The 18,315-nt window shown below is 62.8% G+C and carries 17 protein-coding genes; 11 read left to right on the top strand and 6 right to left on the bottom strand.

Annotated elements, in window-relative coordinates:
• Window positions 1–30 precede the first annotated feature (30 nt).
• From WG899_RS09155 to WG899_RS09130, 6 genes are all read left to right on the top strand, one after another.
• Window positions 31–1,746 (top strand): DUF2341 domain-containing protein, encoded by a 1,716-nt coding sequence (locus WG899_RS09155; RefSeq protein WP_339595326.1) that lies wholly within the window; start codon window positions 31–33, stop codon window positions 1,744–1,746.
• 39 nt (window positions 1,747–1,785) lie between these two features.
• Window positions 1,786–2,199: an ExbD/TolR family protein gene (locus tag WG899_RS09150; RefSeq protein ID WP_339595325.1), complete on the top strand. Its 414-nt coding sequence runs from the start codon at window positions 1,786–1,788 to the stop codon at window positions 2,197–2,199.
• A gap of 24 nt (window positions 2,200–2,223) precedes the next feature.
• Window positions 2,224–2,625, top strand: a complete 402-nt coding sequence (locus WG899_RS09145) for an ExbD/TolR family protein (RefSeq protein ID WP_263537697.1) — start codon at window positions 2,224–2,226, stop codon at window positions 2,623–2,625.
• An 11-nt stretch (window positions 2,626–2,636) separates the two neighbouring features.
• Entirely contained in the window at window positions 2,637–3,359 is a 723-nt protein-coding gene (locus tag WG899_RS09140) for a TonB C-terminal domain-containing protein (RefSeq protein WP_339595324.1), read from the top strand.
• 75 nt (window positions 3,360–3,434) lie between these two features.
• Complete coding sequence (locus WG899_RS09135; RefSeq protein ID WP_339595323.1) at window positions 3,435–5,225, top strand: putative porin; 1,791 nt, start codon at window positions 3,435–3,437, stop codon at window positions 5,223–5,225.
• Window positions 5,226–5,235: 10 nt separating this feature from the next.
• Entirely contained in the window at window positions 5,236–5,928 is a 693-nt protein-coding gene (locus WG899_RS09130; RefSeq protein WP_339595322.1) for a hypothetical protein, read from the top strand.
• 19 nt (window positions 5,929–5,947) lie between these two features.
• Here WG899_RS09130 and WG899_RS09125 read toward each other — a convergent pair whose 3' ends face one another.
• Window positions 5,948–6,934, bottom strand: coding sequence for a GlcNAc-transferase family protein (locus WG899_RS09125; RefSeq protein ID WP_339595321.1), 987 nt, complete (start codon window positions 6,932–6,934; stop codon window positions 5,948–5,950).
• Window positions 6,931–7,596, bottom strand: a complete 666-nt coding sequence (locus WG899_RS09120) for a class I SAM-dependent methyltransferase (RefSeq protein ID WP_339595320.1) — start codon at window positions 7,594–7,596, stop codon at window positions 6,931–6,933. The genes WG899_RS09125 and WG899_RS09120 overlap by 4 nt, the downstream gene beginning before the upstream one ends.
• 1,329 nt (window positions 7,597–8,925) lie before the next feature.
• Here WG899_RS09120 and WG899_RS09115 point away from each other — a divergent pair.
• The 4 genes from WG899_RS09115 to WG899_RS09100 all read left to right on the top strand — a co-directional run bounded on the left by WG899_RS09115 (window position 8,926) and on the right by WG899_RS09100 (window position 13,771).
• Window positions 8,926–10,557 carry a gamma-glutamyltransferase family protein gene (locus tag WG899_RS09115; protein WP_339595319.1) on the top strand — a complete coding sequence of 544 codons (1,632 nt, stop codon included), beginning with the start codon at window positions 8,926–8,928 and terminating at the stop codon, window positions 10,555–10,557.
• On the top strand, window positions 10,535–11,434 hold the full coding sequence (locus tag WG899_RS09110; protein WP_339595318.1) for a GNAT family N-acetyltransferase: 900 nt from the start codon (window positions 10,535–10,537) through the stop codon (window positions 11,432–11,434). The genes WG899_RS09115 and WG899_RS09110 overlap by 23 nt, the downstream gene beginning before the upstream one ends.
• A gap of 352 nt (window positions 11,435–11,786) precedes the next feature.
• Entirely contained in the window at window positions 11,787–13,181 is a 1,395-nt protein-coding gene (locus WG899_RS09105) for an MFS transporter (RefSeq protein ID WP_339595317.1), read from the top strand.
• Window positions 13,182–13,189: 8 nt separating this feature from the next.
• Entirely contained in the window at window positions 13,190–13,771 is a 582-nt protein-coding gene (locus tag WG899_RS09100; RefSeq protein WP_339595316.1) for a GNAT family N-acetyltransferase, read from the top strand.
• Window positions 13,772–13,800: 29 nt separating this feature from the next.
• Here the strand turns inward: WG899_RS09100 and WG899_RS09095 are convergent, their stop codons facing one another.
• A complete protein-coding gene (locus tag WG899_RS09095) occupies window positions 13,801–14,715 on the bottom strand; it encodes a LysR family transcriptional regulator (RefSeq protein ID WP_339595315.1) in 915 nt (304 codons plus the stop codon).
• 121 nt (window positions 14,716–14,836) lie between these two features.
• Here WG899_RS09095 and WG899_RS09090 point away from each other — a divergent pair, with 121 nt between their 5' ends.
• Window positions 14,837–15,475 (top strand): NAD(P)-dependent oxidoreductase, encoded by a 639-nt coding sequence (locus WG899_RS09090; protein ID WP_339595314.1) that lies wholly within the window; start codon window positions 14,837–14,839, stop codon window positions 15,473–15,475.
• 8 nt (window positions 15,476–15,483) lie between these two features.
• On the opposite strand, the gene ugpQ is transcribed toward WG899_RS09090, so the two are convergent.
• The 3 genes from ugpQ to ugpE all read right to left on the bottom strand — a co-directional run bounded on the left by ugpQ (window position 15,484) and on the right by ugpE (window position 18,294).
• Window positions 15,484–16,227, bottom strand: coding sequence for a glycerophosphodiester phosphodiesterase (gene ugpQ, locus WG899_RS09085; protein ID WP_339595313.1), 744 nt, complete (start codon window positions 16,225–16,227; stop codon window positions 15,484–15,486).
• A gap of 10 nt (window positions 16,228–16,237) precedes the next feature.
• Entirely contained in the window at window positions 16,238–17,320 is a 1,083-nt protein-coding gene (locus tag WG899_RS09080) for a sn-glycerol-3-phosphate import ATP-binding protein UgpC (RefSeq protein WP_339595312.1), read from the bottom strand.
• Window positions 17,321–17,442: 122 nt separating this feature from the next.
• The gene (gene ugpE / locus WG899_RS09075) at window positions 17,443–18,294 is read right to left on the bottom strand and encodes a sn-glycerol-3-phosphate ABC transporter permease UgpE (RefSeq protein WP_339595311.1); all 852 of its coding nucleotides are present in this window, start codon (window positions 18,292–18,294) and stop codon (window positions 17,443–17,445) included.
• Between the last annotated feature and the right edge of the window lie 21 nt (window positions 18,295–18,315).

Here is an 18,315-nt window from a genome sequence, read left to right as displayed (position 1 = left end):
AGACCCTCTCTCATTTTTTGGATCTACGACATGCGTAACGCACAAATTCGTCGGGCCGTCTCTGCCCTTGCACTGATGGGCGCTGTCCTACCGGGCATCGCCAATGCTTGGTGGAACAGCGAATGGACCGGCCGCACCCGCATCACGCTGAACACCTCGGCGCAGGGCACCGAAACCAAAGAAGCCGCCAGCAATGTGGCGGTCGCGGTGCGTCTGCACTCGGGCAATTTCGACTTCACCGCAGCCAAGGAAGACGGCTCGGACCTGCGCGTGATCGCCGCCGATGACAAGACGCCGCTGAAGTTCAGCGTCGAGCGCTACGACGGCGTCAATGAGCTGGCGGTGCTGTGGGTGCAAGTGCCCAGCGTGCTGCCGGGCAGTGATAAGAATCAGTTTTATGTCTACTCGGGCAATGCCAAGGCTGCGGCTGAGCCGGGCGACTCGGTCGCCGCGGCGGGCTTTGATGCCGGTACGGTGGCGGCTTTCCACTTCAGCGACAAGGCGCCCGCCGGGGCCGATCATCAGGGCGGCGTGAAGCCGGAAGGCCCGATCAGCATCGAGCCGAATGGCTTGCTGGCGGCCAGCGCCAAGCTGAATGGCCAGGCCATTGTTTACCCCTTGAGCGACAAGACGGTGGTGGACGGCGGCAATCAGCTGACGCTGTCGCTGTGGGTGAAGCTGGATGCGGTGGACCGCGCTGGCCTGGTCAAGTGGGGTGATCTGAACCTGGCTGTTAAGGGCGGCAAACTGGTGGTGAACGCTGGCAAGAGCGAATTGGCAGGCGGCGAAATCGCCCCGGCCAAGTGGACCCATCTGGCACTGCGTTTGGGTTTGGGTAAAGCCACCTTGTTTGTGGGCGGCGCCCAGGTCGCGCAGGCCGATATGGCCACGCCGGCGCTCGGCAACAGCCTACGCTTGGGCGAGGGTACGACCGGCCTGGCCGACGAGTTGCAGATCTCCAGCGTGCTGCGCAGCGCCGAATGGTTGGCCGTCACGGCCGGCGCCCAAGGCGCCGAGAGCCGCCTTGTCGCTTCGCAACGTGAAACGACGGAAACCGCCGGTGGGGAAGAGCATGGCGGCCATATGGCCATCTTGGTCAAGAACCTGACGACCGACGCTTGGGTGGTCATCATCATTCTGGGCATTATGTTTGTCATCTCTGCTTGGGTGACGGTCGCCAAGGCCATCTTGGTCAGCCGTGCCGACAAGGACAATCGCAGCTTCCTGAAGCGCTTCCGTGACGCCGACAAGGACTTGTTGACGCTGGGCGTGGGCGCCAAACACAAGCATTCGCCGCTGTTTCGCTTGTATGAGGCCGGCGTGCAACAGCTCGACAAGCGCAAGGTCGGCCAGCAAGGCGGCGGCGCTTTGACCGGCCCGGCGATGAATGCGGTGAAGGCCTCAGTGGATGCCGACTTCGTGCGTGAAAACGCGCATCTGAATTCGAACATGGTGCTGCTGACGATCGCGATTGCTGGTGGCCCCTTCCTGGGTCTGCTGGGCACAGTGGTGGGCGTGATGATCACTTTTGCGGCGATTGCTGCCGCCGGTGATGTGAACGTGAACGCGATTGCCCCGGGTATCGCTTCGGCGCTGCTGGCCACGGTGGCCGGCTTGGGCGTGGCGATTCCGGCGCTGTTTGCTTACAACTACCTGGCCGCCAAGATCAAGAACGTGTCGTCCGACATGCAGATCTTCATCGACGAGTTCATCACCCGCGTGGCCGAAGTTCACGGCGCGCCGTGAACACCTCCCTCCCTGTTTGCCTGAAGCGGAGCGCACCCCATGTCGGCTGACGTCAAAAGTGACAACCAACCGTATGACGAGATCAACGTCACGCCGATGCTGGATCTTGCCTATGTGCTGCTGGTGGTCTTCATCATCTTGACCACCGCTTCGGTGCAAGGGGTCAAGGTGAAGTCGCCCACCACGCAGGCCACCAGCAATCTGGCCAAGCCGCAGGTGCGGGCAGTCACCATCACCGCCGATGGCGCGGTGTATTTAGATGCCTATCCGGTCAGCATGGATCAGATGCGTGACACATTGGCGCAGTACAAAGCTGCCAATCCCGCGCTGCCGCTGGTCTTGAAGGCCGACGCTGCGGCGCAGTACGAGAAGGTGATGGAGGTCTTGGAGGTGGTGAAGAAGTTGGACATCACCGAGATCGGCCTGGTCACCAAGCGCGCGGCACCGGAATAAGACAGAACAAAGGCGAGTATTGCCATGCAAGTCATCAACGAAGTCAAACCGATTGACACCATCAACGTCACGCCGATGTTGGACCTGGCCTATGTGCTGCTGGTGGTGTTCATTCTGATGACCACTGCCTCGGTGCAGGGGCTCACCATCACCTTGCCCAAGCCCAGCAACAAGCCCAGCGCCGAAAAGCATGAGCTGAAGATCGTGCAAGTGATGCCCGATGGCGGCGTGTTGCTGAACGGCGTAGGCGTGAGCTTGCCCGAGCTGGAGCAGCAACTGCAGCAGGCCAAGAGCTTGGATGCGCAGATGTCGGTGGCCATCAAGGGCGACGCGCGCACGCAGTACGCCAGCGTGGTGGCGGTGATCGATCTGTGCAACAAGCTGCAGGTCAATATGGGCCTGGTGACGGCCAAGATCGGGACTTGAGGGCCGCCATCATGAGTACAGGTTTGGCCGAAGAACATTTGGATGATTCGCCGCAGCGCGTCTGGCTGATTCGCGCGGGCGTGGCGCTGGGCTTTTTGGCACTGGTGGGCGCGGGCTATTGGGCCGTCAAGGGTATGAAGCCGACCGAGGCGCCCAAGCGCCAGGTCGCCAAGATCAGCATCCTGCCCGACACGCCGCCACCGCCCCCGCCGCCCAAGCCCGAGCTGAAAAAGCCCGAGCCGCCCAAGGACGAGCCCAAGCAGGTGATGCGCGAGGACCAGGTCAAGCAGGCCGAGGCGCCCAAACCGGCGAACGAGCCCATCAAGATGGAAGGTGCGGCCGGCGATGGCCCGAGCGCCTTCGCGGCCGGCGGCGTCAGCAAGGAATACAGCGGTGGCGCGGCCAATACCGGCGCGGCCGGTGCGGGCGGCGGAACGATGGTCGACCGTGCGCAAGAGCGCATGTATGCCAATAGCGCGCGCCAGATGTTGCGCGACGAAATCGAGCGCCGCCTGAAAAGCGAGGCCGATCAGCTGACCGCCACCTTTGCCATTTGGCTAGACCGAGACGGCGCTATCCAGCGCTTTGAGCTGACGTCTACCGGCGACGCCACGCATGACAAGGCGCTGCGCCTGGCTCTGGACGAGACCTCGCGCCAGTTCAAGCTGCTGCCGCCACCGGTGGCCATGACGCAGCCGATGCGCTTTCGCCTCAGCGTGCGGCCGCAGGCCTGAGCGCTCTGTTTGAGCGAGCGGCGTGCGCGATAGCCCGAATTTGATTTGAACCTTTTCCTCTTTTTTGCCTTAGTCATGAACACTCAACACAAGAGCCCTCGCAGCCTCGCGCAAACGCTCACCCTGAGCACGGTCGCGCTGGCGGCAGCGATGGGCTGCAGCCTGCCCGCCCGGGCTCAACAAGGCCAGGCCAGCGCCGATGAAAAGCAGGAGCTGGCCACGCTGCGCGCCACCACGCAGGCGCTGATTGAGGCGCTGGTGTCGCAGGGCTTGATCACCCGTGAGCGCGCTGAAGCCATCGTCAAGCAAGCGCGTCAATCTGCTGCGGCACCTAGCAGCACTGAGCCGCAATGGGGCACGCCATTGGCTGCGGGCGCGGCCGGTGCGGCGGCCGGCGCTGCTGCCTCCAAGGTGGTGCGTGTGCCTTATGTGCCCGAGTCGGCACGCCAGCAAATGCGCGAAGAGATCAAGGCCGATGTGCTGGCGCAAGCGCGCAGCGAGCGCTGGGGTGAGCCGGGTGCCATGCCCGAATGGCTGTCGCGCGTGAAGATCGGCGGCGACCTGCGGGTGCGTGCCCAGAGCGACAAGTTCGACCAGGGCAATCTGCACGCCTCGTACTACAACAACCAGACCGGCACGCCGGCCTGGGCCCCCGACCTGAAGAACACGACGCAAGACCGCGAGCGCATGACGCTGCGTGCACGCTTGGACATCGACGCGAAGCTGTCCGACCAGGTACAAGCCGGCTTGCGTTTGTCGAGCGGCGGCCTGACCGGTCCCGCCTCCACCAGCCAGACTCTGGGCAGCAGCAATGGCAGCGGCAACAATGCCGGTGGCTTCAATCGCTACAACTTGACCCTGGATCGGGCCTGGCTGCACTGGCAGCCGCCCGCCGGCTGGCAAGGCCTGAGCGCCGATTTCGGCCGCATGCCCAACCCCTTCTACAGCAGCGATCTGACCTGGTCTGACGATCTGGCCTTCGACGGTGTTGCCGCCAAGATGCAGCATTACTTCGCTGCTCGAAAAGGCGTTTACGCCACCGCCGGTGCCTTCCTGGTGCAAGAGCTGGAGTTGAACACCCGCGACAAATGGCTGCTCGGCGCGCAAGTCGGCGCGGAGTTCGAAGTGGCCAAGGGCACGCAGCTGAAGCTGGGTCTGGCCTACTACCAGTTCAAGAACATCGAAGGCCAGCGTGAGAGCGTGCCCCCACCCAGCGGCGCCAGCAGTTCTTCGGTGGACTACTTTGGCAGCCAGTACCCGAGCAGCTGGCGTTCCAAGGGCAATACGCTGATCAACATCAATGACCCGTCCAGCGCGGCTGCGCCGACCTGGGGCCTGGCCTCCAAGTTCAAGCCCGTCAACTTCACCGCCGGCCTGAGCGTGGATGCGCTGGCGCCGGTGATGCTGAACTTCAGCTTCGATTGGGTGAAGAACACTGGCTTTGACCTGGCCGACATTCGCAGCCGGTCCGGTGCTTCATTGAACGACCCGACAGCGCCGCTTTTGAACAAGACCACGGCCCTGCAAGGCCGGGTGCAAGCCGGTGCGGCCAAGCTGGCCAAGCGCGGTGATTGGCAAGGCTTCCTGGCCTACCGCTATATGGAGCGCGATGCCTGGGTGGACGCTTTCACCGACACCACATGGCATCTGGGCGGCACCAATTACAAGGGCTGGTCCTTGGGCGGCAACTACGCTTTTGATCGCAATTTCTGGCTGGGTGCGCGCTGGACCAGCACCCGCAACTTGGACGATGGCGTGCACTTCTTGTCGAACAAGTTGGACCCTAACTCGCCGTTGATTGGCTACTTCGGCAGCGCGCCGCTGCGCATTGATGTGATCCAGCTGGATCTGAACGCTCGCTTCTGAGGTGGCCACCATGAGTAGCAAGACCTTGTTTGGATCTCGGCAGCTGTGGGCGGCCGCGCTGATGGTGTGCGCCAGTGTGGCCATGCCTGCCCACGCGCAAGACGCCAAAGTCTCCAAAGAGCGTGAGGCGCTGCGCCGCTCACAAAGCGCCTTGAAGGCCGCGCAAGAGCAGCAGTCCAGCTTGCAAGCGGAAAAGAGCAAGCTGGAGCAGGAGAAGACGCAGGCCGAGCAAGAAGCCAGCAAAGCCCGCTCGCAAGCCCAGGGCCAAGCCGCCAAGCTGAAAGCGCTGGAGGCGCAGGCGCAAAAACTGCAAGCCGATTTGCAGGCTGCCGAAGCCGCTCGCCAAGCGCTGGAGGCTGCCTCCAAGAGCCGCGAGCAAGAGCTGCAACAGCAATTGCTGGCCGCCCGCCGTGAAAGCAATGAGCGTCAGCAAGCGGTGCAAGTGACGACGCGAATGCTGGAGCGCAGCACCCAGTCGCTGGCCGATGCCGAAGACAAAAACCGCAAGCTCTATGCGATCGGCCAAGAAGCCATCAAGCGCTATCTGAGCCGCACGCCCTCAGAGATCACCGGCATTGGCGACCCCTTGTTCGGCTTCACCGACATTCGTTTGGAGAACGTGGCCGAAGAATTGCGCTCGCAAATGCAGGCACAACGGGTGCAGCCGGTGGCCTCAATCGGCGGGCAAACGGTCGCTCGTTGATCCGCAAATTGCCTTGGCTTCAGTAGCCGAATCTCGCCTTGTAGCTCATGGGCGCGATGCGGCGCTGCAAATAGTCAATGCCGCTGAATTCGGCGTAGTCCGCCAGGCTGCGCTCGCGGCCCAGGCCATAGACGCCCAGATCGGCCTGTTCCCATAACAGCGCACTCAAGCGGCGATTGGCGGCCTCGCTCAGCACGCCGGAGCGTACCTTGCGCTGCGCATCCAGCTCCGGCGACCAATGCATGGGCCGGCCTGAGCCGCCGGCGCCCACATAGTGGTGGTAGAGCGGAACGGCGGGCACATGAAAGATGTCCCAACCTTGCGTCCAAGCGCGCAAAGCAAAAGACTGCTCTTCGCCGTGGAAGTACAGAAACGGGTCATAGGGCAGGGCGTTCACCACCGCGCCCGGCGCAAACAAGCAACCGGCCGCCACATGCAGGCCGTAGATGGGCTTGTCGCTGGCCACCGGCACGCCTTCAAAGTAAAGCACCGGGTGGGCAGGGTCAAACTGGCAATCGGTCTTGACCACATGGGCTAGCACCTGGGTGCTCACCAACTGCGCCACCGGCTGGCCTTCAACCAGAGTGAAAGGGTTGGGGTAGGCGGTGATCAGGCAGCGCGGGTTCAGGCGCTGGCAGGACTGACCCCAGCGAATGAAGCGCTCATCCCAGCCGGGCTCGAACCAAGTGTGCGAGTCCACTTGCAAAAACCATTCTTCGCCTTGGTGCAAGCCCATGGCCAGGGCACGCGCCCAGCAAGGGCCGCGTGCTTCTAAGGGGTGGATGTGGATGCTGCGGACTTGTTGTTGCAGCGACTCGGGCAGATGCAGACACAGCTCGGGCACTTGTTGCTCCACCAGACCAATGAACACCCGCTCCGGGTGGCTGGCCTGGCGCAGCGCGCTGCGAATCGTGAAGCCCAGCAGTGGATCGCAAAAGGCGGCGATGCTGATGAAGATGCGCTCACGACCTACGGAAGGCGAGGCTGATGCAGTCAGGCCGTTCACGCCGGTCGGTAGCTGGTCTCGCGCCCATGGTCGACCAGGCGCAGCCGTGCCGGCCGCACCACGCTTTGGCGATCATGGAACTCATGGATGGGCAGGCTCAGCGCGTTGACGCCCTCGACCACCTGGCTCAGCGCCGGCCCCACCGGCAGATAGCCGCGCAAGAGATAGAGCCCGACCGAGCGGCAGTTCTCCCAGGCCCAGAGATCGTGCCAGCCCAGATCGCGCTCGCTCCAGACCGAGACATGAGCTTCTGAAGTCACACCGCCGACCACGCCTTGCACCACAAACTCCGGCGCCAGCACCAGGATGTAGGCGCTGCGATAGGCCAGGAAGTTGAGCAAATCGAGGCCCGCACTTTTGGGCATGTGTTCGATGCAGTCGCCCAAGATGACCAGGTCGAACTGAGCGTCCAGCGACTGCGCACGCGCTTGCCAATCCGCCGCGCTGCAGTTCAGCACCTCGGCATACAGCTCGTTCAATCGATATTGCTCGATATAGCTGGCCTCGGGCTCGATGGCGCTGCGCCGGCATTGCGGCGCGAGGCGAGCCAGCATCTGGCCGTACTTGCCAGCGCCGCAGCCGATATCGAGCGCGCTGCGCGGGGCCAGCGTGGCGATCAGATGCTCCGCCAGGGAGTCAAAAACTGAGAAGGATCCGGGCATGATGGGCGCAGTCTAGATGGGCCGAATGACCTACAGATGACCACGCGATGACCGGCGGAGCAAGTGTGAGCGACGCTTGCGGCGATGGGGCAGTTCTTGAAATTGAACGCTCTTGTGCCGTGGGCAGAAGCTAGGCCAGGTCCGTGCCCTATGCGGCAGTGGCCTCGCGCAGATTGCTGATGAAAGTGCGCGAGAGGGTCCGCCCCTAAATTGGGGCCCCTTTGATATTCAAGGCTTGACCCCACTGCGCCTTGCAAAGAATGGATACGGTGTGCTCAGAGGGTTCTCTGGGGGGCGTGCCGCCACGGGCGCGCATGTTTATTCACATGTGTAGCCTTGATCTTGAAAGGTGACTGGTGCCCTGCGGCTCAACCATGCAGTGAGAACCAACTACGCGGTGATCTCGACGAGCGAGGTCCTTAAGCTTGAAGAAGAGAACAGTGCGCTCTTTTGGCGCAAGCTCGAGGGTTTGCGACTTGACGGGAGGGTCTATCGGGTGACCCCCATGGCGAATTGAAGACGATGCGAGAAATAAGCCCTATCGCCGTTGACTATAGAAAAATAAGGCTCAATATCTTTGTCATCAAAAATATCGAGAAAAATAATGCGACCAGCATTTTGTATTTACTGCTTCTCCCGTATTTGTCGAGATCATTGAAATTTTCGAACAATGCTTTATCTTTCTTCCGTTGTTTATCCAGGCTCCATTCTTTGTATATTATTGGGATTGCTGCAATAATTGTGCAAATCTGAATCAAAAATATAATAGATTTCAATAGGTGACCTCGTTGTTTCGCGTGGCAACTGCATTCCCTCAAGTTCAATCTGAATTGACCGTTTATAAATCGATGGGTCAGGCCTTGAATCTGAAACCCTCGCAAGCCGCCAAGTGAGGATCGGGAGCATAAGACCGAGCAAGTCTTCAAGATCATCGCTCATCCCTTGCATGTGTCTTGATTAGAGACCGGTCTCAACACATCAAAAGTCGAGCATTTGTCGCGATATGGGCGATCGAAAAACCTGAACACTGGTTTGACAGGGACGACACCTGTTCGTGACTTACCAATTCGGTCAACCATGGCGCCGAGGACTTCGGTTGTGCGCGCTGTCGATGAGGACGTTTAAAGGCCGCACTTGGCGTCACGGCTTTTCGTAATGGCAAAAGTGCCGTAGAACTCGCGTCACCCAAGTAGTTATCTTTAAGGCAGAGGTGCATCCATCCCAGGCCGCGGGTGTCGACATTTTGTGCGAGCTCTGACTCCTGCAAGGTGGCCGGCCGTGCGTGGAGCCGCCACAATGCCCTCACACGAAACAGGAGACGCGCCCATCATGACTTCCTACTCGCGCTTTGATTGGAACAAGACCTACCCGAGCGTGCGCAGCCCGGTGTTTGCTCGCAACATCGTGTCCACCTCGCATCCGCTGGCCGCGCAGGCCGGCTTGCGGATCCTGGCCCAGGGTGGCAATGCGGTGGACGCGGCCATTGCCACGGCGGCTTGCATGACCTTGGTCGAGCCCTGCAGCAATGGCCTGGGCTCGGACGCGTTTTGCATCCTCTGGGACGGCCAGCAACTGCATGGCCTGAACGCCTCGGGCACAGCGCCGACGGCCTGGACGCCGGACTATTTCTTCAAGACCTATGGGTCGGACTTGAAGAATCCACCCAAGCGCGGCTGGGGCGGGGTGACCGTGCCCGGCGCTGTGGCCGGCTGGGTGGCTTTGAGCGAGCGTTTCGGCAAGCTGCCTTTTGCCGACCTGATGGCGCCTGCCATTGAAATCGCCGAGCGCGGCTATGCGGTGCCGGTGGTGGTGCAAAGCAAATGGGCGATGGCGGCGGCGGTGTCCGAGCTGACCCAGCAAGCCGGCTTTGCCGAGGCCTTTTTGCCGCGCGGGCGGGCGCCCGAGGTGGGCGAGTTGTTCAAGTTCCCGGCCGCGGCGCGCACCCTGCGCCTCATTGCCGAGAGCAAGGGCGAGGCTTTCTATCGCGGTGAGGTGGCCGAGGCGGTGGCGGCTTTTGCGCGCCAGACCGGCGGCGCCATGACGGCGGCCGACTTTGCCGCTTATCAACCTGAGTGGGTGACGCCGATCTCGCAAAGCTATGCCGGCCATGAGCTGCATGAGATTCCGCCGAATGGCCAAGGCATTGCGGCGCTGATCGCGCTGGGCATCTTGAAGCATTTGGACCTGCCCAGCCATGCGGTGGACGGCGTGGCCTCGCAGCATTTGCAGATCGAGGCGATGAAGCTGGCCTTCGCTGATGTGTACCGTTATGTCGGCGACGCTCGCAGCATGAACGTCACCGCCGCCGAGATGCTGGACCCGGCCTATCTGGCCGAGCGGGCCAAGCTGATCGACCCGCGCCGCGCGCAAGATTTCCAATGCGGCAACCCGGTCAAGGGCGGCACCATCTATCTCACCACGGCCGACGAGAGCGGCATGATGGTGAGCTTCATCCAGAGCAATTACATGGGCTTTGGCTCGGGCCTGGTGCTGCCGGGCTACGGGCTCTCGCTGCAAAACCGCGGCCACTGCTTCACGCTGGAAGCCGGCCACCCGAACCAAGTGGCGCCGGGCAAGCGGCCCTTCCACACCATCATCCCCGCCTTCTTGACCAAGAACGGTCAGCCGGTGATGAGCTACGGCGTCATGGGCGGCAATATGCAGCCCCAAGGCCATATGCAGACCCTGGTGCGCATGCTGGACTATGGCCAGAACCCGCAGGCCGCTTGCGATGCGCCGCGCTGGCGCTTCAACGAGGGCTTGTCGCTGAATGTGGAGCCGCACATGCCGCCCGACACCATTGCCGGCCTGCAGGCCCTGGGCCATGAGATCGGCGATATCCACGACAGCTATCAAGACTTCGGTGCCGGCCAATTCATCTGGCGGATGGGTGATCCGGCCGAAGCAGGCTATGTGGCGGCCAGTGACCCGCGCCGCGATGGCGCCGCCGTGGGCTACTGAGTTGGCGGTGATCGACGGGCTCTCGCTCGGTTGGCAGACCGACCTGATCTTTGCGCGCTTTGATGGCGTGGTCAGCGAATGTGCCGATTGCGTGGTGGTGCGCACGCCGGCCAATCCGCGCTTTTATTGGGGCAATTGCCTGATCTTGCCGCGGCCGCCTTTGGATGCAGATCTCGCCCATTGGCTGGCGCGTTTCGAGCAGGAAGTGGGGCGATTCACCACCGAGTCCGGCCATGTGGCGATCGGCTATGACGCCCTCGCGCCGCACCCGCCGCTGCTCGCTTGGGCGGCCGCTGGATTCGAAATCCATGCCAGTGAGACCTTGCGGCTGCGGAGCACCGACCGGCGCGTTCAGCCCATGCCTTTGGCCCCCGAGTTTGAGTTTCGCGCGATCGACCTGAGTCAGGCCGCAGAGTTTGCCGCCGTGTTAGACCTGCAGTGCGCCGCCATGGCGCAGGGCTTCGAGCCGGCCGGCTACCGGCTGTACCGGGAGCTGCAGATGCGGCGTTATGCCGCCATGCAGCGTGCTGACCTGGGGCATTGGTTTGGCATCTGGCGCGGCGCCGACCTGCTCGCCGATTGCGGGCTTTTTCATGCGGCTCAGGCGCAGTTGGCCCTGGGGCGCTTTCAGCATGTCAGCACCCATCCGGCGTGGCGTCGGCGCGGCCTGTGCACGGCGCTGATCTCGGCCACCTTGCAGCATGGCTTCGCGCAAATGGGCTTGCTGACCTTGGTCATGTGCGCCGATCCCGATGATGTGGCGATTGGCATTTACGAGTCGCTCGGTTTTGCGCGGGTCTCGCGTGCCTTCGCCGCACAGCGGCGCGCTCCGCGAGATCTGGGCGTTGCGCATCAAGTGGGCGATGCGGATCAATGAGTGAGGCGAGGGTCATCTCGCCATGGCTTTTCGCACTTGTGGCGGGTGCGGCGGGCCTGCTAATATGGCCGCTCGATTGATCCAAGGCAAGTACTCCGCCATGACCAAACTCCTCGACCGCACCCGACGTAGCGCACTCCGCGCCGCGGGCCTGCGCGCTCGCGGTCATGCGCCCTTGCCGGCAGCGCCGCATTGACGGCCTAGGTTTTTGCTGCCGCCTGCGCGTGAACACGGTCCGCGCATTCATTTTTTCGGTGCCCAAAGTGTGCACCAGTTTCGCTGGACTTGATTGTCGCGAGACCCGGGGGCCCCGCCTGAGCAGGGCTTGCTCCCCAGAGTTTGGAGAATTTCTATGCAAGAAGCCCAATCCAATCTGAGCTTGGCTTGGCTCGACAGACTGCGGCGTGCGCTGACGCTGCCGCCCGGCGATCTGCTGCGTGATGCGGTGTACCGGCGTCTGTGGTCCTCGATCTTGATCAGCTCGCTGGGGGGGCAGGTCACCATGTTGGCGCTGCCGCTGACGGCGGCCGTGCTGCTGAATGCCAGCCCGACCCAGATGGGCCTGTTGACCACGATGGAGATTCTGCCCTTCGTGTTGTTCTCCTTGCCTTCCGGCGTTTGGCTGGACCGGGTGCGCAAGCTGCCGGTCTATGTCTGGGGCGAAACCTTGCTGGCCGTGGCCGTGGCCACCGTGCCCTTGGCCGCCATGATGGGTTGGCTCAGCATGGCTTGGCTCTATGTGGTCGGCTTTGTGCTCGGCACGGTTTACACGACGGCCGGCAGCGCCGCGCAGATCGTGCTGACCCAGGTGGTCAGCCGCGACCGTCTGGTCGAGGCGCATGCCAAGAACGCGCTGGCCTCCAGCGGCGCCGAGGTGGCGGGGCCAGGTCTTGCCGGCATGCTGATCAAGCTGATGGGTGCGCCGATGGCCTTGGCGGTCGATGCGGTGCTGGTGCTGATTTCGGCCCTGATCCTGCGCGGCATCAAGGTGCAGGAAGAACTGCACAAGGCCGAGGATTCGCACTTCTGGCGCGACCTGAAGGCCGGCGTGCACTTTGTGCGCGAGCGGGCCTTGCTGATCGCCTTGGCCTGTACGGTCGGTGGTTGGCAACTGTTCAATAACGCGGCCCAGGTGGTGCAGATTCTTTTCGCCACCCGCACGCTGGGCCTGAGTGCGCAGCAAGTCGGCCTGAGCTATGTGGCCTTGGGCGCGGGCACGGTGCTGACCAGTGTTCTGGGGCATCGCATCAGCCGCCGCTTGGGGCCTGGGCCTTGTTTAGTCTTGGGTGTGGCTGTCACCGGCCTGGGCTGGTTGCTCTTGTCGCTGGCGCCTCTGGGGCCTTTGGGCATAGCGGCCTTCGCCTTCATGCTGTTCACCTTCGGCGTTGGCGCGGTGCTGATCTTCATCAACTTCTTGTCGCTGCGCCAGGCGGTGACGCCGGCGCCGATGCTGGGCCGCATGACCAGCACCATGCGTTGGTTGATCCTGATTCCGGCTGGCCCCGGTGCGCTCGCCGGCGGGTGGCTGGGCGAGCATTTGGGCTTGCGTTCGGCCTTGCTGTTTGCCGGCGTGGGCACGCTGCTCTTGGGCTTGCTGGCCTGGCGCTCTCCAGTGCTGCGCAGTGTTCGCGAATTGCCGACGCCGGAGGAAGAGGATGAAGAGGCCCAACTCGGCGCCGAAGCCATGCCCGGCCCCGGCTTTGAAACCCAAACCGATGGACTCGCCGGCCGGGTCTCCAGCAAATGAACGAAGTGATGATGCAAGCCAAACCCAATCCCATTCTGATCGAGGTGCCCGAGGCGATCGAAACCGAGCGGCTCTTGATCGCCGCGCCTCGGCCCGGCATCGGCCCGGCGATGGCGGTGGCCATCGCCGAGTCTGTCGGCCAACTCAGCCCCTGGCTGCCCTGGGCCCAGCAAGCGCCCAGTTTTGAGGACTCCGAGGCGGTGGCGCGCCGCCAATGCGCGGACTTTGTGGCTCGCCGCGATCTGGTCTATCAAATCTATGACCGCGCGCCCGAAGGCCGCCGCTTGTTGGGTGGCACTGGGCTGCACCGGCTCGACTGGGATGTGCGCCGTTTCGAGATCGGTTACTGGATTCGCGCCAGCGCCCAGGGTCAGGGCTATGTCTCCGAGGCCGTGATGGCGCTGACGCGCATGGCCTTCGAGCAACTGCAGGCGCGCCGGGTCGAGATCCGCATGGACGACAACAACCTCCGCAGCCGTGCAGTGGCTGAGCGTTGCGGCTTTGAGCTCGAAGGCATTCTGCGCTGCGACAGCCTGACCCCGGCGGGCGAGGTGAGGAATACTTGCGTTTATGCGCGTGTTTCAGCTTGAGACACTCGGCTTGAGGCCAGCGCTGCACTTCAGTCGGCCTCCAGCTTGGCCTTGTAAAACGCCATAAAGGCTTTCACTTGCGGCGGTTGATGGCGGCCGGGCGGGAAGACCGCGTATTGGCCGCCTTCGGGCAAGCGCCATTGCGGCAAGAGGCGTTGCAAACGGCCCGCTTCGATGGAGGGCGCCACGCTGGCATTGTCCAAGGCGGTGATGCCGGCGCCGGCTTCGGCCAGGCTGCGCAGGGTGCCAGGGTTGTCGGTGCGCAGTCGGGGGTGCTTCATGCGCACCGTGACGCTGTCGCCGCGCTTGTCACTGAACTTCCAAGTCAGCGGTGTGCTCAGCAGAGTCAGCGCCAGCCAGTCGTGTTGCGCCAAGTCTTCGGGCTTTTTCGGGCGGCCGGCGCGCTGCAAATAGTCCGGTGAGGCGACCAGGATTTGCTCAAAACGCCCCAGCTTGACGGCCCGCAGCGAGGAGTCCGGCAGCCAGCCCTTGCGCAGCGCAATATCGATGCCGTCTCGCACCAGATCCGCCACCCGGTCGTTGCTGCGCAGGTCAATCTCCAGCTTGGGGTGCAGGGCCGCGAACTCGGCCACATAGGCCGCCAGTTGCTGCACTGCATGTTCTACCGTGCTGGCAATGCGCAGGGTGCCACTCAACTCGCTTGGTGCGGCACCGCGACTTGCGTGGCTGAGCCCCTCCAGCGCCAAGCGCAGCGGCGGGATGCTTTTGTCCAACAAATGCGCGCCGGCCTCGCTGAGCGTTAGGCGTCGGGTGGTGCGGTGAAACAGCTCTTGGGCCAGGGCGGTTTCAAGACGGCGCACTTGCAGGCTCAGGCGCGCCTTGCTGCTGTCCAGGCGCTCGGCCGCAGCGGTGAAGCTGCCGGCCTCGGCCACGGCGGCAAAGGCCAGCAAATCATTCAGATCCACATGCGGGGCGGGGTTCATGCGGTGATGCTCCGAGAGTTTGTATTGAATTCAATAACAATCAGTTTAGTTTGTTGCTGTTTATCTATTCAATCGACTCCGGCAAAGTTCAGTCCATCGCAACCCAAACAGGAGTTCAAACATGAAGATTGCATTGATTGGCGCCACCGGCTTTATTGGTTCGCAACTGCTGCAAGAAGCGGTGCAGCGCGGTCATCAGGTGACCGCCTTGGTTCAGCATCCTGAGAAAGTGCCGGCGCTGCCGGGCGTGCAGGCCCAGGCGATGAATGTGCAAGACACCGCTGCGCTGACCCAGGCCCTGCGTGGCCATGATGTGGTGATCAGCGCTTTCAGCGGCCACGCACAGGCCGATGTTTTGGGCTACTTTATGCAGGGCTTTCAGTCCATTCTGAGTGCCGCCAAAGCGGCAGCCGCGCCGCGCCTCTTGGTGGTGGGCGGTGCCGGCTCGCTAGAAGTAGCGCCAGGTGTGAACCTGCTGGACACGCCGCAGTTCCCTGCCGAATGGAAAGCCTCGGCGGATGGCGCTCGACAAGCTTTGCGCTTGTTGCAAGCCGAACCCGAGTTGGAATGGACGCTGCTCAGCCCTGCGGCCATGCTGGCCCCGGGCGAACGCACGGGCGTCTTCCGTTTGGGCGGCGACCAGTTGATGACCGACGCCGAGGGCCAGAGCCGCATCAGCGTGGCCGACTATGCCGTCGCCATGCTCGATGAGATGGAGCGGCCGGCACATCGCCGCCAGCGCTTCAGCGTGGCTTACTGATTCAGTCCTTAAGCCGGAGAAAACCGGTCCACCGCATCGGTGATGATGCCGTCCACGCCTCGATCCATCAGGGTCTGGGCGGCTTCTGCGTCGTTCACGGTATAGACCAGGGCCTTCATGCCGGCGGCGTGGATGGCGCCGACGGTGGCCTCGTCCATCAGCCGGTAATTGGTGATGACGGCGGCACAGCTCAGGGCTTGGGCTTCACTCAGCCAGCCCTCGCGCAAGCTGTCCAGTAGCAGGCCACGCAAGATCTCAGGCGCAGTCTCGCGAGCGCCTTGCAAGGCCTCCGGCTCGAAGGAGCTGAACAGTGGCGCAAGACCTGACCCCGCCCACAAACGCAAGACCTCGCGGCCGACGACCTGGCCGGTCCGCAAGGCCTGGCCCGGCGTGGGCTTGATTTCGACATTGAAGCCGTAGCGATTGGCCAGGACGAAGCGGGCCAACGCTTCCAAGCTGGGCAGCGGCTCGCCGGCATAGGCGCGGCTGTGCCAGCTGCCGGCGTCTAGGCGAGCGAGCTCGCCCCAGGGCAATTCGCCGGCCACGCCTTGGCCATTGCTGGTGCGATCGAGCGTGGCGTCATGCAGCAGAAATGGAATGCCTTCGCTGGACAGCTTCACATCGCACTCAAAAGCCCGGTAGCCGTGTTGCGCACCCAGCCGGAAAGCGGCCAAGGTGTTTTCCGGCGCTAACTTGCCAGCACCTCGGTGCGCAATCCAAAAGGGCAGGGGCCAGTGGGGCGATGCTTGCATCTCTTTCCTCTTACTTCTCCACCCGACGGGTGGTCTGCGGGTCGAACCAGTTCAGATGCTTGTCGCTGAGTTCCAGCATCAAGGTGGCGCCGATGGCTGGCGGGGTGAGCGTGCCGTCGATGCGCAGGGTGAACATCTCGCTGCCCAGACGACCGTAGACCAGGCGCTCAGCGCCCAACATTTCGATCATCTCCACCGTGAAGGGCCAGCCGGGGCCGCCGGCTTCCCTGTCGTGCCAATGATCCAAGTGCTCCGGGCGCAGGCCCAAAATCAATTCGCCATCGCGCGGCGCCGGTGCTGGCAGCGGCACGCTGATGCCGCCCACGGCGAAGCTATGGCTCGAGGCCTGGCCCTTCAGCAGATTCATCGGCGGCGAGCCGATGAAGCCGGCCACAAAAGTGGTGGCGGGGCGGGCATAGACTTCTTCGGGCGTGCCAATCTGCTCCATATGGCCGCCGTTCATCACGATCATGCGCTGGGCCAGAGTCATGGCCTCCACCTGATCGTGGGTGACGAACAGCGAGGTCACACCCAATTCGCGGTGCAGTTTTTGGATCTCCAACCGTGTGTGCGCGCGCAGCTTGGCGTCCAGATTGGAGAGTGGCTCATCGAATAAAAACACCTGCGGGTTGCGCACGATGGCGCGGCCCATGGCGACGCGCTGGCGCTGGCCGCCGGAGAGTTGGCGCGGTGTGCGCTCCAGCAGGGCGCCCAACTCCAAAATCTTGGCGGCCTTGTCGACGCGCGCCTTGATCTCGGCCTCGGGCACTTTTTTGATCTTCAGGCCGTACGCCATATTGGCGAACACCGTCATATGCGGGTAGAGCGCATAGTTTTGGAAGACCATGGCGATGTCGCGATCGGCCGGCTCGACCTCGTTGACCACGCGCCCGCCAATGGCAATCTCGCCGCCGGAAATTTCTTCCAAGCCCGCCACCATGCGCAGCAAGGTGGACTTGCCGCAGCCCGAAGGGCCGACGATGACGATGAACTCGCCGTCCTTGATTTCGGCATTGACGCCGTGGATGACCGGGTTGGCCTTGGGGCCGTGGCCATAGCGTTTGACGACATTGCGCAAAGAAATGCTTGCCATATTTCAATTCTCTTAGTGCTTGCGGCTTAAGGCGAGTGTTCGACCTCAAAGAACCCGCTCAATCAGTGGGAGCCAGAGCTACTCGCTTCGCTCGGGCGGTCTGGCACGCCAGTCCTACTTATTTATTTCTCGGTATCGACCAGGCCCTTGACGAACCACTTCTGCATCAAGATCACCACCAACGCCGGCGGGATCATGGCCAGCATGGCGGTGGCCATGATGATGTTCCAGTCATTGGCTGCGTCGCCGCCGCTGATCATGCGTTTGATGCCGATGACCACGGGGTACATGGTCTCGTTGGTGGTCACCAAGAGCGGCCACAGGTATTGGTTCCAACCGTAGATGAACTGGATGACGAATAGCGCCGCGATGCTGGTGCTGGACAGCGGCAGCAGCACGTCTTTGAAAAAACGCATCGGGCTGGCGCCGTCCATGCGCGAGGCTTCGATCAATTCGTCCGGCACTGTCATGAAGAACTGGCGGAACAAAAAGGTGGCGGTGGCCGAGGCGATCAAGGGCACGGTCAGGCCGGCGTAGCTGTTCAAGAGGCCCAGATCGGCCACCACTTGGTAGGTGGGGCCGATGCGCACCTCCACCGGCAGCATCAGCGTGACGAAGATGGCCCAGAAGAAAAAGGGCTTGCCGGGAATGCGGAAGTAGACGATGGCGAAGGCCGACAAGAGCGAGATGGCGATCTTGCCGATGGCAATCGTCAGCGCGCTGATCAGGCTGACCATCATCATCTGGCCCACCGGGGCCTTGGAGCCGGCGCCGGTTTCGGCGCCGAAGAGCGCGGCCTTGTAGTTGTCGATCATGTGGCCGCCGGGCAGCAGCGGCATGGGCGCTTGCACGATGGCGTCGGCCGTTTGGGTGGAGGCCACAAAGGTGATGTAGAGCGGGAAGGCGACGATCAAGACCCCCAGGATCAGCACCAGGTGGGACAAGACCGTCAGAGCGGGGCGGCGTTCAATCATGGTGTTTTAGCGGCCTCTTCT

This window comes from Paucibacter hankyongi (genome assembly GCF_037482915.1).
Lineage (GTDB): Bacteria > Pseudomonadota > Gammaproteobacteria > Burkholderiales > Burkholderiaceae_C > Paucibacter_A > Paucibacter_A hankyongi.
Note: the sequence above shows the minus strand (reverse complement) of the source record. Positions and strands in the feature narration are given on the sequence as shown.

Coding starts and splice junctions, on each gene's coding strand:
- ugpQ (WP_339595313.1), bottom strand. CDS start 16,227: ATGCAAGCATCGCCCCACTGGCCCCTGCCCTTTTGGATTGCGCACCGA.
- WG899_RS09155 (WP_339595326.1), top strand. CDS start 31: ATGCGTAACGCACAAATTCGTCGGGCCGTCTCTGCCCTTGCACTGATG.
- WG899_RS09090 (WP_339595314.1), top strand. CDS start 14,837: ATGAAGATTGCATTGATTGGCGCCACCGGCTTTATTGGTTCGCAACTG.
- WG899_RS09105 (WP_339595317.1), top strand. CDS start 11,787: ATGCAAGAAGCCCAATCCAATCTGAGCTTGGCTTGGCTCGACAGACTG.
- WG899_RS09130 (WP_339595322.1), top strand. CDS start 5,236: ATGAGTAGCAAGACCTTGTTTGGATCTCGGCAGCTGTGGGCGGCCGCG.
- WG899_RS09115 (WP_339595319.1), top strand. CDS start 8,926: ATGACTTCCTACTCGCGCTTTGATTGGAACAAGACCTACCCGAGCGTG.
- WG899_RS09080 (WP_339595312.1), bottom strand. CDS start 17,320: ATGGCAAGCATTTCTTTGCGCAATGTCGTCAAACGCTATGGCCACGGC.
- WG899_RS09150 (WP_339595325.1), top strand. CDS start 1,786: ATGTCGGCTGACGTCAAAAGTGACAACCAACCGTATGACGAGATCAAC.
- WG899_RS09095 (WP_339595315.1), bottom strand. CDS start 14,715: ATGAACCCCGCCCCGCATGTGGATCTGAATGATTTGCTGGCCTTTGCC.
- WG899_RS09100 (WP_339595316.1), top strand. CDS start 13,190: ATGATGCAAGCCAAACCCAATCCCATTCTGATCGAGGTGCCCGAGGCG.
- WG899_RS09135 (WP_339595323.1), top strand. CDS start 3,435: ATGAACACTCAACACAAGAGCCCTCGCAGCCTCGCGCAAACGCTCACC.
- WG899_RS09145 (WP_263537697.1), top strand. CDS start 2,224: ATGCAAGTCATCAACGAAGTCAAACCGATTGACACCATCAACGTCACG.
- WG899_RS09110 (WP_339595318.1), top strand. CDS start 10,535: ATGGCGCCGCCGTGGGCTACTGAGTTGGCGGTGATCGACGGGCTCTCG.
- ugpE (WP_339595311.1), bottom strand. CDS start 18,294: ATGATTGAACGCCGCCCCGCTCTGACGGTCTTGTCCCACCTGGTGCTG.
- WG899_RS09140 (WP_339595324.1), top strand. CDS start 2,637: ATGAGTACAGGTTTGGCCGAAGAACATTTGGATGATTCGCCGCAGCGC.
- WG899_RS09120 (WP_339595320.1), bottom strand. CDS start 7,596: ATGCCCGGATCCTTCTCAGTTTTTGACTCCCTGGCGGAGCATCTGATC.